We start from the raw sequence: 16,983 nt of genomic DNA on the forward strand, positions 1-16,983 counted from the left end.
AGGTTCCGTTGCGTTGAGAAAACGTCAGCGAGCTTCGCTGATGGTTTCATTGTGTTGAGGAAACGCCAGCGAACTTCGCTGATGGTGACTATACTTTGTTTTATTAATAAAACGTTGATGTTGAATTGACGGATATAGTATTTTTGTAAAAAAGAATGTAACGAATGATTTGGCTTTCTGAAAAAATAGAGTTTCCTCCGTATGAGTTGGCTACTGATGATGGTTTACTGGCTTTGGGCGGTGATTTATCGGTTGAGCGATTGGTGTATGCCTACCAACATGGAATTTTTCCATGGTTTAATGAAGGGGAACCGATTGTTTGGTATTCTCCATGGGAGCGTATGGTGTTATTTCCTGAGGAAGTGAAGATTTCAAAATCGATGAAACAGGTATTGCGAAAAGGTGGTTTCACGATAACGGAAAATAAAGTTTTTGACGATGTTATTTTTAATTGTCGACACATCAATCGTTTTGATCAATTAGGTACTTGGATTACCGATGAAATGGAGGATGCTTATATAAACCTACACGATAAAGGCTATGCAAAATCTATTGAGGTTTGGGTTGAAGATAAACTAGTGGCAGGTTTGTACGGAGTAGATTTAGGAAATGGGGTGTTTTGTGGCGAGAGTATGTTTAGCAAAGTAAGCAATATGAGCAAAGTTGCGTTTATCCATTTAGCACAAAAGGGAGGCTACAAACTCATCGATTGCCAAGTATATAACGACCATCTAGCAAGTTTAGGCGCGAGAGAAATTCCTAGAGAGGAGTTTTTGAGGTGGTTGTAGAGTTTTGTTTGAAATATTAATATGAAGTGACAGTTTTTATCTGAAGAGCTTCTCAATTAATGTATAGTTTCCGTTCACAAAGTCTTCTAAATATTCCAAGGATTCATCGAAACTAATAGACCAAATATCATCAACAACCTTTTTTCTTTTTCTCCCAATAATCCGAATAAGATTTTAACTTTTTTGGTTCTATTGTACCACAAAGAGAATTCTAGGTTTTCATTCTCATCATAATCTGTGGTTAAACAAAAACTGTTATCATTTTCAATACAAGTAAAATCGAGAGAAGGATTGTAATAAATACCATGTGGGTCTAAAGAAACAGAAAACCTCAGTTTTTCAATCCAAGGATAATTTTTAGCTATTTCTAGAACTTCATTTCCTGAAATAGGGGTGTTTCTATATTCAATATTTTCTTTTTCTGGATGGCAAATAGAATATGTGTATGTCATTTATAGGGTGTGTACAACGGTCTAGATTATGATTAGTTAAGAGGTTAAGCAGTTAACTTCTTATGTAAGCGAATACTAGCGATTTATTAAACACGGAGTTAATTACTAGTTTGATCTATGTTATTTATCTTTTTTAATGTTTCATCAACTTTTAAATAGTGTAGGCTAAAATCTTCTTTATCTGTTTGTACATACATTAAAAGGCTAAATAGTTTAATAGAATTGCTCATTTGAAAAGCCAGTCCACAAACTCTTTTATATTCTATTAATCTTTTCTCTTCAGTGTTCATTCTCATCATTTCTTTATAAGATTTCATTCCCCCGTGAACAAAAGAGGACAAATCTGAGTATTCAATTATTAACTTCCCAAAAAAATCAGAATTATTTAATTCTTCATTTTTTAATTGATTATTTAAGAATCTAATGATGTTTTTAAAAGAAAACTTTCTAGTTTCCTCTTCAACCTCTTTTCGTGTTTTGTTTTTAAAGTTTGGATGATCTTTTAAAAAGGAATCCCAATCTTTTAATTTATAATTTGGGTCAGAAAGTTGCTGTTCAGAAATTTTTGCTCTAATTAAATCCAAAACTTCTCTAGCATCATTATATTCTAAATAATTTTTAGAGAAATAGTCATCCTTTTCAGCTATCCATTTAGTAAAGATGAATTTAAAACGAATGTAATGTTCAATTAAACATCTGTATAAAATTTTCATTCCATAATAGTCGTCTGTTTCACAATTATCGTAGATTGAATTTTTTATAAAGTTTGCACTAATATCGATAAAATGAATTAAGGTATTTGTATTTGGAAATTCTTCTTTGAAATTAGATGTTGTAGTTTTGAGAAAGTATGTTTGAAATTCTTCAAATATTATATTATCTAAGTATCTTATTTCTTCTATTTCCATTTTTTTAGGTTGTAGACAACTTGTTTATATAAGTGCTTTTAGTGTTTTTATACGAATGATATGGAGGTATAATAGCACTTTTTTACCCAAATATAAAAAAATAAAAAGAGTATAATAAATACATTTAGGTATAGGGGTAAGAAGTTCCTAGATAGGAGTTTTTGAAGTGGTTGTAATTGGTTTTGGCTATGAATAGTGAAGTAGTTTAGCAATTAATTTTATAGTATGTTACATACTGGCTTTTTTATTTCGCTTTTGTCAATGCCATTTTTACAGCAAGTCCAGTTAATACTGAAGTCATAAACCACTTCTGTATTCTTAACCAAATTGGCTTTTTCGAGAACCAATTTGCCATTTTAGCAGCAGATATAACAATCAAAAAATTAATTAAAAAACTTATTAGTATTTGTGTAATTCCGAGTTGAAAACTTTGACCTAAGATAGAACCATGTTCAGGCTTTATAAATTGAGGAAAAAAAGAAAGATAAAATACTGCCATTTTTGGATTTAGGATATTCGTCAAAAGTCCAATATTAAATAGTTTAAGAGGTTTGTCCGATTTCAAGTTTTGGTCAGCGTCAAAAATTTTATTTTTAGATTTAACGGTATTATAAGCTAAATATAATAAGTATCCTACTCCAAGAAACTTAACTACTACAAAAGCATAAGGGACAGCAAAAAATATTGCAGTAAGTCCAAAAGACACCATAAGTATATGGAATAAAAACCCACACATTACTCCCAAAAGAGAAACGATTCCAGCTTTTTTTCCTTGTGACAAAGACCTTGAGATTAAATAAATCATATTCGGTCCAGGTGAAAGTACCATTATTAATGCTGCTAATCCAAATAGTAATAAATCATTAAATGGTATCATATTTCTGTTTTAGTTTTATGTTTTACTTTGTTCCAATTAAGGATATTAACCCATCTGAAAGTGTTCCTCGCCAATTCAAGTAATTGTGTCCTCCTTTAAATTCATGATAATCTACTTTATAACCTTTTATTTCAAGGATATCTCGAAACTGTCTATTCATTCCTAGCATTGATGCACCAGCATCATATAAACCTATATCCATATAGAATTTGATAGGCAATCGTTTACTCTGTTTGTATAAATTGATTAGTTTTCCATTATCTTCTGGATATATCCAATGATTTTCATCTTTAGTTCCTTTAATCCAATAAGACCCTGATTGGGAAAGAACATTCCCTATTACATCTGAATATCTAAACGCGATATAACTAGCAGCAAAGCCACCACGACTTGAACCAGCTAAAATAACTTTGCTTGATTTAGGATGAATGTTGTATTCTGCACGTGCCCAAGGAATGAGTTCAGTGGCAATAAAGTCTCCAAATTTTTCGCTTACCAAATCTTTACTACGGCTACCCATTGACCATACTAAAACAGTGATAGTTGGTGAGATTTTTTTGTCCGCTATTAGATTGTCAATTATAGTTGGAGTAGGTATTCTTGACCTACGATTTGGTCTTGATCCGTATGATTCTCCGTCAAAAACTATTAATAAATTATGAGGCTTCTTTGAATTGTAATTAGCAGGTGTGTGAATAGATATTTTTCGTTCTTGATTTAAAATTTTACTTTTAATTAATGTTGGATACAATATTCCTCTGCTAATATTTTCTCTTTTTGAAATGTAAGTTTGTTCAGGGGCATTTGGCATTTCAATAGTTCCATCATAAGCGTGTTTAACACTTCTAGATTCAATTTCCTTGTTTGGACCATATTTATCTAAATTAAAATAATTGAAACCATAATTGAAACGAGCATCATTAGGAACTTTTTGCGTAACAAAATGGAGTTTTGTGTTTGGTAATCGTTGAAATCGAAGTCCCAAAAAATCAGGGCCACCGCTCAACATTACATATTCTGTATTATTATCTGGCACACAGAAATAGGTGACTAACATATTTACATTGTCACCTTCAATTGGTTCAATAATATGCTTTTCAGTATGGCTGGCTACAAATTTATCAATAGCGTTCTTATCGTTAAGTGTAGATTCCCATAGCTTGTATAGTGTTTCTGTTGGAAGCTCCTTTTTGGTAATACGTTTAGTGTTTTCTGGAAAGCTCAAAATCTGTTCTACTTCTAAAGTGTAGTTACCTTTTTTAGAATCTTTATCGAGAGAATGAACTATAAACTTGTATAAACCAGATTGATTCGCAGTAAGGTCAATCGGTTCTTCTCCTTCTTTTCCATTTGGGCTGTCAACTTGATATAAAAGTTCATCTACAGGGGAATATACATCGATTACCAAATCTATCCCTTTTTGAATAACCTTTCCGGTGATTGCCATACCATTTTCTAATTGAACAGCATAAGTGTGCTGTTCCTTAGTAGAAATGGTGTTCTCGATTATATCATCGGTAGTTAGATTTTTAATGCTTTGATTCTGTGCAAAGACAGTATTGTTAAGATTCAATATTAAAAGTGTCAGGATTGACAAGGCAGGTTTCAAAAAGATCTTCATTAAGTTTTAATTCTATTTCGATTGGTTTGAGTTGTACATAACCTGTTTATATACGTGCTATTTTATCCAAATATAAAGATAAATGAGAAGAAGATTCTAAAAAAGTGTTGAAGAAGTACTAAATAAGCGTCTGTTTTAAAGACGCTTATTTAGTATTATAGGTTTTAAACAGCACTCACAGGACCAGCAAGTGGAGTTTGAGCAGGTTTGGCTATTCCGTAAACAACTACGACCCCAGAGCCACCACCCCAAGTAGAGTAGGCAGGGTCAGGTTTTGCTTCCATTACCGTTTGAGGTAAGTTCCAGTTGTTGGCACACCAAAGGTTTCCTGCTTGGTCAACTACTACATCGGTCAGCATTTGTATACTCCCAGAATGAATGGTGTGAATCACATCGCCTGTAGTAAAATCTTCGGTACGACCAGTTGGTGAAGCACCCGCCATAAACGATACGCCTCTTCCCATAAAGTTGGCAACCCAAACATCATCATTCCCATCAATAGATACTCCCCAAGGTGCGTTTAGTTCACCGTCCCCGTAAGGTGTTAAATTAGATTTGTGGGTAATTTTATCAATCGTGTCTATAGGTGTAGCATCCGCAGGAATCATAAAAACGGAACCTGTTTTATGTTTGCGTCCCACTGTTTGTTGTAAATGCGGATATCCAAGTGCAAACCCTTCAATAATAGAAACACCGTCTGTAGTAGTGGTATGAGGAAAGTCTGGACTCGTATTACAGGCTACCCAACAATTTCCTTTGGAATCTAAAGCAACACCGCGTCCGCCACCTGCAAGAATAAAACGTTCTACAGGTCTGTTTTTTTCAGAAGGAGAATAACGAACTAGCGATACACCATTGGTATTACTAATCCATACACGATTGTTAGTGTCTATGGAAGCCGCAAACGGAGCAGAAAGCGATTCATTGAGTTTTTCATTTATAACAACTCTACCTTTGGTAAGGTCTCCCTCAGGAAAATGTAGCATGATGTTAGATGAGGTTCCAACAATCCAAACATCACCATTCGGAGCTACTCCAATACCTTGCAAGCCTCCAATTTCATTTAAGGCTTCAGCTAAGTGTTCTGGGACTTTTTCAACGATTGGTGAACCGTCTTCTAGTTTATACACACCAATAGCTCCGTTAAAACTAGATACCCAGCAAGTGCCATCTTTGGTAACAGCCGTACCCCAACCAGCACCATCAACATTCATACCTGTGTAACCAGTAACAGGTGGGGATAGTAGTTTTCCTGTAGAGTCCAACTTTACAAGTCCGCCACCGATACCTTGGTATACACCATTTTGAGCTCCTGGCATCCAGTTTAGACCTGTCCATAAGTTACCTTCTTTATCAAGAGAAAGTTTTCCCGGAGCGCAGATTCCCCCTTGACCAAAAGCTAAAATCATGGCAAAATCTTCTGGTGCAAAACTTAAATAAGGTACAAAAGGAGCATTGCGTCTACTTGTAGGAACTTTACTGTTAGGTTTGGCAGGGAAACCATCTTCTGGTGATGGATAGGCTTTGTCAAAAAGATGAAATAAATCCGCTGGATATAACCAAGGAGATTGGGCGACACCAATTATAGCTTCGGCAGTATTTTGTGGTTTTTTACCTCCTAATGGTGTTGTGTACTTCAAGAGATTTTCCTTCCAATTGTATCCTTCAATCTCTACCGTTCCGTAGGCTGCGATTAATGCTGCTAATGTATTTAATCGCGCTAGTGTTTCGTTTTGTGTGATGTTAAAAGGATCCATTAACACCTCACCATACGTTCCTGTTACAGGATTGATAAGGTTAGGAGTGTTTTTAGCGGCAATTCTTATTCCATGTAGATTCCCAGTTAACTGAAGTCCGTTAAAAAACTGAGCACAAGTAAAAGCAGATGCTACTGTAGTTAACTCATTTACAATAATGCCTTTTTTTGTAATGTTTTCTTCAAAATTAGGTGACAGTACAGAGAGTAGTACTACTTTAGAATTTTGTAGTTCGGCAGTGATGTAGAGAACAGTGTCTTTTGATTTAGGAGTTGCTTTTATGGTGAATTTACCTTTTGCTTCTGGAGCAATGATATGCTCACCAATTGTATTTTTATTGTTTGCTTCCCATAATTTTACAATTGCAGTAACATTATTAGATTGGTTAAACGATACATCTCCTTTAATAGTGGTTTGATTAGACATAGCTTTAGTTAGTTTTAATGTTGAAAAAATCGTTTTAGCGATTAAATTGTCAGTAGATTCTAACACGTGAGTTTAATAGCAAAACATTTTCAAATTACTAATAACTAATTTATATATGTACTATTGATGTTCTTATGTAGTAATATTAAGGAATAAAAGTGCTTATTTAAAGTATAAAAATGAAAGCAGTAGTAGGTTGCTTAATAGTATTTTTAGTTTGCGAAGTTTATCTTAGGTTTTTGTTACTCCATTCCATTATCATAGTTAAGTTTTCTTTTAAAGATTTTCCTTTTTTAGTTAGGCTGTATTCAACTTTAGGAGGGATTACTGGATATACTTTCCTATTTACTATGTTTAATTTTTCGAGGTCTTTTAATTGTTGAGATAACATTTTTTGACTAATACCATCAATAGCTTTATCTAGTTCGTTAAATCGCATTACTTCATTTAAAAGTAAAAGCCAAATGATTACAGGTTTCCACTTTCCTCCAATTTGTTCCATAAATATGGTTATTGGACATTCTTTAGCTTGCTGATATTTTTTTTCAATTATTTTTTCTTCTGTTTTCATATAAAAATACATTTTTCCGACTTGTAGGTCAGTTACTTACTAAAAGGTAAGTACTTGTCAAATGTAAAGTTATTCGTCAATTTTGCAAAAAAAACATATGATGAATAATAAAATTATAGTAATTACAGGAGGAACATCAGGGATTGGTTTTGCTTGCGCAGAGTACTTGTTAAGTTTAAATTATAGAGTAATAATAACAGGAAGAACGAAAGAGAATTTAGATAAAGCTGTTGCTGATTTAGGAAATAATTCAGTTGGTATTTTATCAGACACATCTTCATTAGTTGAGATTGATACTTTAGTAGCTAAAGTTAAAAATGAGTTTGGAAAGATTGATGGATTGTTTGTAAACGCAGGTATTTTTAAAGCTTCTAGTTTTGAAGAAACTTCTGAACAACTGTTTGATGAAACAATGAACATTAATTTTAAAGGAGCTTTTTTTACAGTTCAAAAATTTATTCCAATTCTTAAAAATCCTTCAAGTGTTGTTTTAAATACTTCTATTGTTGTTTTTAAATCTTTTTCTAATACAAGTGTGTATACAGCTAGTAAAGCGGCTTTGGAAAGTATAGCAAGAGTTTTAAATATTGAACTTGCAGATAAAGGAATTAGGGTAAATGTGGTAAGTCCTGGAGTTACAGAGAGTCCAATTCAGAAAAAATCAGGAATGAGTGATGAGGCTATTGATAATCTTTTAGAGCATTTTTCAAGTACTTCTCCTATTGGTAGAATTGTTCAGCCAACAGATATTGCTCCAATTGTTGAGTTTCTACTTTCAGATAAATCCCAAGTTTTAAGAAATGAGAAGATTATTATTGATGGCGGAACGTCGCTTTAACTTTTAAATACCAATAATTGCTTGTGCAAGAGGACATATATAAATAGGCTTTTTAGCCTGTTTATATTGTTTATAAGGGAAAATGTTTAGTACGTTACTCTCTTATTTTTAAAATTGTTTCGGTGCCTGAGTTGCTCAATTTAATGTTTGCCCAACTAGCTTTAGAAGGGGTTTCAGTTGGATACCAATTTCGGTTGGTTTTAACGATGATTAATAATCCGTTGTCATCGCCAAGGACGGTGAATATTTCACTGTTATGATTTTTTTCGAATAAACTTAGTCCATAGGTGTCAATTAAATGTTTTCCATACACATCAGGTCGGTCTTTCACAATTCCAAATTCACTGATGTTTAAGATTTGATTACTATTAAATTGTTCTGTAGCTGTATTGTCTAAATCGTGTCGAGCTATAAACTCTAAGACATTTCCAACTACATCAAAAAAGTATACTGAATTGGCGTTCCAATTCTCGAAGTTAGTAATCAATACCTCATTTTCCTTTTTTACAAATTCAAACTTGTTTGTAGACCATTTGATTGCTTCTTGCAATTTGTTTTTGGGGATGTTAAAAGCTAAATGATATGCAGGTAAGTTTTTTTCAGAGTCTTCTATGAATTTTAAATAGGAAGTACCAATTTTAATACGAATTGATTGATCATCACTCTGCGTAGTTGGAAGCTCCATGATATTTTTATAAAAAGCCTTAACAGGTTTTATATCAGTTGTTTTAATTTCAATCTCGTTTAGTGTCATCTTGGTAGCTTTTAAGTTTTGAATTAACTTTAATTAAGTAAAAGCATAGTGTTTTACCATTCTCTGATATTTCCTTGGTGCCAAAAATATCCACTTTTAGAATTGTTAGTTATTAAATTTCTAACATCTGTTGCAACATCGTTAGGTTTTCTAGAAGCTTCATTTCCTCCCATATCGGTTTGTGTCCATCCAGGGTCAAGAGCAGAAACAATTATCTGTTGTTTTTCGAGTCTTTTAGCTAATAACTTTGTGTACATATTCAAAGCAGCTTTTGACATTTTATAATGAGGTTGAAATTCATCAAAATTCTTTTCGCTAAAAGAACCCCAGTCAGATGTAATATTAACTATTTGTCCATCTTTTTTAAAGTTAGGAATTAATTTTTCGGTTATTTCAATTGTTCCAAATAAATTTACATTAAACGTTTGTTTTAATTGTTCAATGTTTATGGATGCATCGTTCCAGTTTTCTAATAAGATACCAGCATTGTTAATAAGAAAGTCAATCTTGGTGTTTTCAATTTTTTTTATAAAATTATCTATGGAATCACTTTTTGAAAGATTTAGCTGATAGGCTTCAAAATTTGACTTTGTAATAGGAGAAGTTCCTGAAGTAGAGGTTCCAATAATTTTATAGTTGAGGTTTTCAGTTAATAGGTTAGCAATAGCAAATCCAATTCCTCTACTGCACCCAGTTATTATTCCAGTTTTCATTATCGGTTAGATTTATAAAGTGTTAGTGTATCAAACCTATTGAAAATTATGCCTATTAGGGAGGTAATAGCATAGTTATTTTATTGTCTTTTATAGCTTTTTCTTATAATGATTAGTAAACTATGTTAAAGCAAAATCAATAATATTTTTAACGTGTATTTTGGTGGTGTCAAATACAGGAAACTCAAAATCGTTTTGTTCAATTAACATAGGGATTTCAGTGCAACCTAAAATAATTCCTTCTGCTCCTTGTTCTATTAAATCATTTGCGTAACGTCTAAATTTCAGCTTTGAATGGGTGGTTACAATTCCTTTCCCAAGCTCATTTTTTACAATATGCTGTATTTCTTCGATGTCTTTTTTTTCAGATGGAATAATGGTTTCAATATTGTTTTCTTTTAGTTTGTTTTTATAGAAGTCCATTTCCATTGTGAACTTTGTTCCTAATAACCCTACTTTACTCAGCTTTTCTTTTTTTATTTCTTTAGCAGTCGCTTCTGCAATATGGATAATTGGAATATTAATTTTTGATTGAATTTCATCAGCAAATAAATGTGCTGTATTTGCGCCTAAAACTATAGCATCTACATTACTAGATGCTAAGTTTGTACAGGCATTATAAATTAGATCAAAAGAGTTTGTCCATCCTTTGTTTTGAACATCTGAAAAGTTTAGTGAGTAAATTAAACATTCAGCAGAACTTAAGCCACCTAACCTTTGGTTGATTCCCTCATTTATGTATTTGTAATAATCTAAGGTTGATGTCCAACTAATACCTCCTACTAATCCTATCTTTTTCATTTTTTATAGTTTAATTAGTTAGTCTACTTTTTTGAAGACTAATAAGGTTTTATCAGGATTTAAAAGCGTTAGTCGGTTGTTTGCTATTTTATAAGAAATGGTACTTGCTAGGGCTTTAGTAAATTCTTGTTCTTTTTCGCCTCCTTTAAGGCATAACATTTCTGTTGAGGCAATATTAGTAAATCGAATTCTTTCTCTTTCAGAAAAAAGTTTACCTGTAACTCTGTTACACCCTGAAGTTCCCATAAAGGTGTTTTTTGCAGCATTTATTTCTATATATGGTAATTCTTTTCCGAAATCTTCTTTACTAACTTTTACGCCATTTAATTCTTCTAATGCCCAGATATCGTGCAATCGATAGTTGGTGATGTATTGCCCACATCCTTCTAAGGTAGTGTAATCAGTATCTTTTCCTTTTTTATAGTTAATAGTTACCGAGTAAGGGAATGATTTACCAGACATAGCATTGATACATTCCATTTGATTAATTTGAATACGAACCTCAGCTAATTCAGTTTGTAAATTATACATTTTTACATTACTGTCTTGAGCATAGATAGGTTCTGTATGCGGTGTAAGAATAGAGTCTGAATCATGAAGTGTTTTTAGCTTAATCATGTTATCAGAAATGGTTAAGTTCCAAAAAGGTTCAACTCCATGTGCTTTAAAGTAAGCATCAGTTATTGTTTTTTTCGAAGTTGCAGTTGATGTTTTTTGAACAGAATCAGTAGTAACTGTTTTGTTTATAGGAGTTTTTTTATCTTTTTTATTAGAACATGCTGAAATTGCTATGCAGGCACTAAGAAGTATTGGTATAAGGTTTTTCATGAGTAAGTTTTTTATAGTATGTTAAATATAGGGGATTATTTTAAATTTAGTATGTGTATAGAAGTTTTAGCGTTAGGGTTTTTGTTTTAAATCAGTTAGTTAGGTTTGTGTTTTGTCAAAAATTTAAAAAGTAGAAAAATCCATTTGATAATTTATGTTGTTGTCTTGTGAATTTTTGAAGACAAAAACCATTGTGTCTTGAGTGAGTTCTAATAAAGTAGCTTCTCTAGTATAATTTCCTTCAATAATCAGTTGCATGTCATCTAAGTTAAGATGCCAAGTTCCTTGTTCATGTATAGTATTATTCCCAGAAGTTATGATGAATGAACCATCGTTATGAAAACTCACTTTTGCGTTTTCATAAAAATCGTTGGTAACCGAACCGTTTCTAATATATTTATAACCATCCATACTAAACAAACGAGCCCACACGAAATCGTATTTCCAATCTTTGGTAATTAAATCGTTTCTATTTATAGTTTCATTATGTTCTTTAATAAAACTATATACTACTTTATGACCAGAAAATGGTTCTATTGAAAACGACAAGCTATCGTTAGAAACATACTCTAGTAAATAACGACGTTCATTTGATAATTCTTTGGCTATAATAATAGAGTCTGCAGTTGCGTTGAGTTCCCAAGTAAATAAATTAATACTACCGTCGTTATTAGATAAGCGAACTGTTTTATCTTCTTTATATAATCTGCGTTCGTAATGTGTGTCGTTTTCTAATCCAGTATGGATATTTCTATCGTATGTTACCTGATTGTTTAGAAGTGTTTGTACGGGCATCCACCTGCCTACTATTTGTTCTTCTATGTTATTTGAGTCTGGTATGTCATCAATAACTTTATTATTGTCTTTGGAGCAAGAGAAAAGAGATACGATGGTTATTAAAAGTAGTAATTGCTTTTTCATCACTTGTTAGAGTTTGTACATTTTAAAATAGATGTATAAAGTGTGAAAAGGTTGCGTAGAAAATTTAGTAATAAAAAAACTCACAACACTTAAAATGTTGTGAGTTTCTAAATAGAAAAAGTTTGCTATTATTTTAAGACCGTAAACTCTATACTAGAGTCTGTAAATACAGAATGTGTCTGTGTTTTAAAGTCTTTTTCGTCTGCCTTATAAATATTGTCTACATAGGTTTGAGGATTCAAATCGATTAAAGGAAACCAAGTGCTTTGCACTTGTATTTGCACTTTGTGTCCTTTTTTAAACGTATGGAAAACATCTTGTAGTTTAATATTTACTGCTGTTTTCTTATTTGGAGTAAATGGTTCAGGGTTAGAAAAACTGTTTCTAAAACGTCCTCGCATAACCTCACTACGTACCATTAAATGATAGTTGCTCAATTTTAAATGTGGTTGCATTTCTTTGTTGTCGTTTTTTAAATCAGCAGGATGTACATCAACAACCTTAACAATCCAATCGGCAGCAGAACCCGTGGTAGCTACTTGCAGTTTTGCCAAAATATCACCAGCAAGTGTAAAGTCTTCGGTTAATACATCTGTTTCATAAACGAGTACATCAGGTCTACGAGCAGCAAAACGCTGATCGTCTGTCATATATTTACGTGGAGTGAATACCGTTTTTATGTCTTCTGAATAAGGTACAGGTCGCTTAATGTCACTAATAAAACTAACCTTGTTATTTCCTTTTTGAGTTGCTGTTAATTCTTGATTTTCTGAAAGGAAAAATGTTTGTTTTTGAGCGTTTTTTGGTGGCCATGCATCGTAAGATTTCCACGTTTTTTTACCTGTATCAAAAACATAAGCTTCTGGTAATCCTGAGTTTTTAGAACCATCACCTTTTAAGAAATGATTGAAGAACTTGGTTTCTACCTCTTTTTGAAATTTTAAAGAGATTGAATCTCCAAAGTAGTAGTTACCAACTTTGTTAGCTACTTTATTTCTAGACCATCCGCCATGATCCCAAGGTCCAAAAACGATTGTATTATAGTTGTTTGGTTGATTTTTTTCAATGTTTTTGTAGGTTTCCAATGGACCATATAAGTCTTCAGCATCAAATTCACCTCCAACAATCATCGTTGCTACAGTAGAAGGAACCTTATCTAAATGTTGAATGATTCCTTTACTTTGCCATACTGAGTCGTAATTAGGGTGCTCTACAATTTCTTTCCAAAAGAAATCATCAATACGTTCTTTATTTTCAACAACTTTGGTATCTAACTTATCGTACTGAAAATATTCGTTTAAGTTTTTAAGAGGTCCTTTATCTAAGAAAAACTGATATTGGTCTTGAGTTTTCATATCAGGAAATGAGTACCAAGCTGAATCGGTAGGTTGATCTTTGTATGTACCAAATAAAGAAATGGCTTTAAAGTAGCTCAATAAGAAAGCTCCGTTATGGTGGAAATCGTCAAAAAAGAAATCTCCAATACAAGCTTGTGGTGAAGCAGCTTTTAAAGCTGGATGTGCATCAATAGTTGAAACAGTAGCGTAGTGACCAGGATATGAAATTCCCCATGTACCTACCTTGCCATTATTGTTTGCTACATTGTTAACTAACCAATCAATAGTGTCATAGGTATCTGTAGTTTCATCGGCTTGTTTTTCTGTTTTATTTGGAATGTATGCACGCATGTTGTCGTATACTCCTTCACTCATCCAACGTCCGCGAACATCTTGATATACGATAATATTACCCTCTTTCATTAAAACTGGGTTTGGACCAATTTTTTTTCTGAATTTATCTTCTCCATAAGGTTGACAACTATACGGAGTACGTTGTAACAAAATAGAGTAGGTTTTACTAGTGTCTTTTGGTGAGTAGATAGTGGCATGAAGTTTTACGCCATCTCTCATTGTAATTTTCACTTCTTTTTTAGTGTAATGGTCTTTTACGTAAGTGTTTTCTGTCTTTTCAGCTTTCTTTGCTGTTGTTTTTTTTGTGCAGCTAGCAAATGAGATTGCTAGTATAAATAATAAAAGTAAGTTTTTTTTCATTATAGTTTTTTAGTAGATGGAAGGTAAATGTAAAAAAAATAACAGCAACCTATTAGATTGCTGTTATTTAAGAAAAATTATTTATTTGGATTTAGAATAGTGTCTATTCTATCTACCGCATCTTGTAAGTGGTAACGAGTTATGGTGTTACGAGCAGAAAGAATACTTCTTTTAATGTCTCTTTGTAAACGTTTTAATTCTCCTCTTACTACAGGTTTAATATCTGATTGATTAATAGTAACGGCTGTTTGCTTAAAGTAACCTCTGTCGCTTTTAGCAGCTTTTTGATCTTTCGCTTTATTTAGTAAAAAGTCTAATCTGTCTAAATGTGCACGTTGTAGGTTTCTACGATACGGATCTATAGTTTTGTTAGCATATACTTCACTCCAAATACCTTTGCGTAAATCTCCCATCATTTGAAGAAGTGTGTAAGCTTTATTACCATTCAGCGTTTCGTTTTCAATCATACGTGTTAATCTTCCAGTTTTTAAAACTCTATTTAACGTTCGTACTTGTAAACCTCTAATACGCTCAATAACACCTGAGTGTTGTGTTTTACTAATAATATTTTCGTCAATTAACCAATTTGGAGTTTTAAATAACTCATCATTTACAAATTGTAACGCTCTTTTTTGGTGTTCTTTTGGAACGTGAATGTATACAGCACCATCTTGATCGGCAGTTTTAAAGTATTCATATACACCACCAATATTAGAACTTACGTGCCCCATGTATCTGTTAAACTGTCCAACTACTTGTCCGTACATAGTTTTAAGTTCTTCGTAGGTTTCACCATCTTCGGTAGTCCACTCTTCTAAACGAGGTAAAATACGTTGTAGGTTTTTAATACCATAAGCACTCGCTTTCATAGCATCGTCTCCTAAATCTTCTGTTTGTGAACTAGGATCAATAATGTTACGAACTTGTTGGTGTCCAAATCTGTAAACAGGATTTCCAGCTTTCTCTTTAATCCACTTATTTAATACAGATTTTTCTTCCTTAGCAGATTTATCTAAGATTGGTCTGTACCCCCAATTGATAGCATACTTGTCGTAAGGACCAATATTAGGCATTAATGCCACACCTTTGTCTTCTGGTTGTGCCACGTAGTTAAAACGAGCATAATCCATAATTGAAGGAGCAGTTCCATTTTTCTTAGTGAATTCAGCTGAACGTAAAGAGTCTACAGGATAAGCAACTGAGCTTCCCATGTTATGAGGGAGTCCTAGTGTATGTCCAACTTCGTGAGAAGAAACGAAACGAATAAGACGTCCCATAATTTCATCTTTAAACTTATTTGTTCTTGCTTCTGGATTAATAGCTGCTGTTTGTACAAAATACCAGTTGTGTAATAAGGTCATTACATTGTGGTACCAGTTAATGTCTGATTCTAAAATCTCTCCAGAACGAGGATCACTAACGTGAGGTCCGTTTGCATTTGGAATTGGAGATGCTAAATAACGAACTACAGAATAACGTACATCTTCAGGGCTCCAATCTGGGTTTTCTTCTTTAGTAGGTGCATCTTTAGCTATAATTGCATTTTTAAATCCAGCAGCCTCAAAAGCAACTTGCCAATCTTCAATACCTTGTTTGATGTACTTACGCCATTTTTTTGGTGTAGCTCTGTCAATGTAGTATACAATTTGTTTTTTTGGTTCTACTAATTCACCTCTTTTAAACTTTTCAAGGTCTTCATCTTTTACTTCTAAACGCCATCTGTCTAAGTAGGTAACTGATTTACTTTTTTGAGCATCTAAACCATAATCTGTTTGAAAACTAGTAAACCATCCAACACGCTCATCAAAATAACGTCTTTTCATAGGGGTTTTAGGAAGTAAAATCATAGAGTTACTTAACTCCATAGTTACAGAACCTACACTTGAATTCGAAGGCGGATTTCCTGCAATGTATGTTTTAACATTTCTAACTTCTATGTTTTGAGGATAACTGCTAATTCTGTCAATATAAGATCTCGTTTTATCCATTTTAGAAATCTTATAACGCTTTCTACTTCTTTGAGGGAAAGCAATTGCTTTTACATCACCTTCAAAAAGTGGACTAGCATCAATTACAGTAGCTGTTGAGTCTTTACTAAATGCTTTGATTGGAAAGGCATATAAGATAGGTTCAAAATTAGAGTTTACAACGGCTTCGTGTACTGGTAAAATAGTGTCTGCTACAACATTGTGAGAAACTACTTTTAGTAAAATTTGTTTCTTGTTTTTTACCCAACGTAACACTTGTGTATTTTGTTTTCCACCTCCAAAACCAATTCCGCTAGCTGTTTTGGCTATTCTGGTAACCATTAGCATTTCTCGGTTTAGAAGAGAATCTGGAATTTCAAATAAATATTTAGAGTCTTTTGAGTGAACTTTAAACAAACCTTCGTCTGTTTTGTGTTTTTTGGTAACAACTTTTTCGTAAGGTTGTATACCGCCCTTTTTAGGTTTGTCTTTTTTAGTGGTAGTCTCTTTTTTTGCGTTTTTTTTCATCTTTCGTTGTGCTTCTGCATTCAAAGAAACTCCTAAAGCAAGAAATACCACTAAAATAGTTGAAAGTATTTTTTTAGTCATTGTAAAAATTAATTGAATAAATAAGGGCGGAAATTAGTAAAACTACTTTCGGTATTATCTTAATTAATTGTTAAAGGGAAGTTAAACTAAATGGAGTGAGT

The 16,983-nt window shown here is 32.8% G+C and carries 15 protein-coding genes; 2 read left to right on the top strand and 13 right to left on the bottom strand.

Annotated elements, in window-relative coordinates; translation table 11 throughout:
- Window positions 1-164 precede the first annotated feature (164 nt).
- Entirely contained in the window at window positions 165-788 is a 624-nt protein-coding gene (aat, locus tag LCI24_RS03655) for a leucyl/phenylalanyl-tRNA--protein transferase (RefSeq protein ID WP_274639219.1), read from the top strand.
- Between the two features lie 86 nt (window positions 789-874).
- Here aat and LCI24_RS03660 read toward each other — a convergent pair whose 3' ends face one another.
- The 6 genes from LCI24_RS03660 to LCI24_RS03685 all read right to left on the bottom strand — a co-directional run bounded on the left by LCI24_RS03660 (window position 875) and on the right by LCI24_RS03685 (window position 7,400).
- Window positions 875-1,240 (bottom strand): hypothetical protein, encoded by a 366-nt coding sequence (locus tag LCI24_RS03660; RefSeq protein ID WP_274639220.1) that lies wholly within the window; start codon window positions 1,238-1,240, stop codon window positions 875-877.
- 98 nt (window positions 1,241-1,338) lie between these two features.
- Window positions 1,339-2,148 (bottom strand): DUF5677 domain-containing protein, encoded by an 810-nt coding sequence (locus LCI24_RS03665; protein WP_274639221.1) that lies wholly within the window; start codon window positions 2,146-2,148, stop codon window positions 1,339-1,341.
- A 244-nt stretch (window positions 2,149-2,392) separates the two neighbouring features.
- Complete coding sequence (locus tag LCI24_RS03670) at window positions 2,393-3,025, bottom strand: LysE family translocator (protein ID WP_274639222.1); 633 nt, start codon at window positions 3,023-3,025, stop codon at window positions 2,393-2,395.
- Between the two features lie 22 nt (window positions 3,026-3,047).
- Window positions 3,048-4,646, bottom strand: a complete 1,599-nt coding sequence (locus LCI24_RS03675) for an alpha/beta hydrolase (RefSeq protein ID WP_274639223.1) — start codon at window positions 4,644-4,646, stop codon at window positions 3,048-3,050.
- Between the two features lie 164 nt (window positions 4,647-4,810).
- A complete protein-coding gene (locus LCI24_RS03680) occupies window positions 4,811-6,829 on the bottom strand; it encodes an NHL repeat-containing protein (protein ID WP_274639224.1) in 2,019 nt (672 codons plus the stop codon).
- 226 nt (window positions 6,830-7,055) lie between these two features.
- On the bottom strand, window positions 7,056-7,400 hold the full coding sequence (locus LCI24_RS03685; protein WP_121146088.1) for a winged helix-turn-helix transcriptional regulator: 345 nt from the start codon (window positions 7,398-7,400) through the stop codon (window positions 7,056-7,058).
- Window positions 7,401-7,500: 100 nt separating this feature from the next.
- Here LCI24_RS03685 and LCI24_RS03690 point away from each other — a divergent pair, with 100 nt between their 5' ends.
- The gene (locus LCI24_RS03690; protein ID WP_274639225.1) at window positions 7,501-8,238 is read left to right on the top strand and encodes an SDR family oxidoreductase; all 738 of its coding nucleotides are present in this window, start codon (window positions 7,501-7,503) and stop codon (window positions 8,236-8,238) included.
- A gap of 94 nt (window positions 8,239-8,332) precedes the next feature.
- Here LCI24_RS03690 and LCI24_RS03695 read toward each other — a convergent pair whose 3' ends face one another.
- From LCI24_RS03695 to LCI24_RS03725, 7 genes are all read right to left on the bottom strand, one after another.
- A complete protein-coding gene (locus LCI24_RS03695) occupies window positions 8,333-8,992 on the bottom strand; it encodes a VOC family protein (RefSeq protein ID WP_274639226.1) in 660 nt (219 codons plus the stop codon).
- 53 nt (window positions 8,993-9,045) lie between these two features.
- A complete protein-coding gene (locus LCI24_RS03700) occupies window positions 9,046-9,705 on the bottom strand; it encodes an SDR family NAD(P)-dependent oxidoreductase (protein ID WP_274639227.1) in 660 nt (219 codons plus the stop codon).
- Between the two features lie 120 nt (window positions 9,706-9,825).
- Window positions 9,826-10,506, bottom strand: coding sequence for an aspartate/glutamate racemase family protein (locus LCI24_RS03705; protein ID WP_274639228.1), 681 nt, complete (start codon window positions 10,504-10,506; stop codon window positions 9,826-9,828).
- 18 nt (window positions 10,507-10,524) lie between these two features.
- Window positions 10,525-11,334 carry an META domain-containing protein gene (locus LCI24_RS03710; protein ID WP_274639229.1) on the bottom strand — a complete coding sequence of 270 codons (810 nt, stop codon included), beginning with the start codon at window positions 11,332-11,334 and terminating at the stop codon, window positions 10,525-10,527.
- A 123-nt stretch (window positions 11,335-11,457) separates the two neighbouring features.
- Window positions 11,458-12,255, bottom strand: coding sequence for a hypothetical protein (locus LCI24_RS03715; protein ID WP_274639230.1), 798 nt, complete (start codon window positions 12,253-12,255; stop codon window positions 11,458-11,460).
- Between the two features lie 128 nt (window positions 12,256-12,383).
- The gene (locus LCI24_RS03720) at window positions 12,384-14,306 is read right to left on the bottom strand and encodes a CocE/NonD family hydrolase (RefSeq protein WP_274639231.1); all 1,923 of its coding nucleotides are present in this window, start codon (window positions 14,304-14,306) and stop codon (window positions 12,384-12,386) included.
- A 77-nt stretch (window positions 14,307-14,383) separates the two neighbouring features.
- Window positions 14,384-16,882 carry a zinc-dependent metalloprotease gene (locus tag LCI24_RS03725; RefSeq protein WP_274639232.1) on the bottom strand — a complete coding sequence of 833 codons (2,499 nt, stop codon included), beginning with the start codon at window positions 16,880-16,882 and terminating at the stop codon, window positions 14,384-14,386.
- Between the last annotated feature and the right edge of the window lie 101 nt (window positions 16,883-16,983).

It is taken from the genome of Tenacibaculum larymnensis, from assembly GCF_028829235.1.
Taxonomy (GTDB): domain Bacteria; phylum Bacteroidota; class Bacteroidia; order Flavobacteriales; family Flavobacteriaceae; genus Polaribacter; species Polaribacter larymnensis.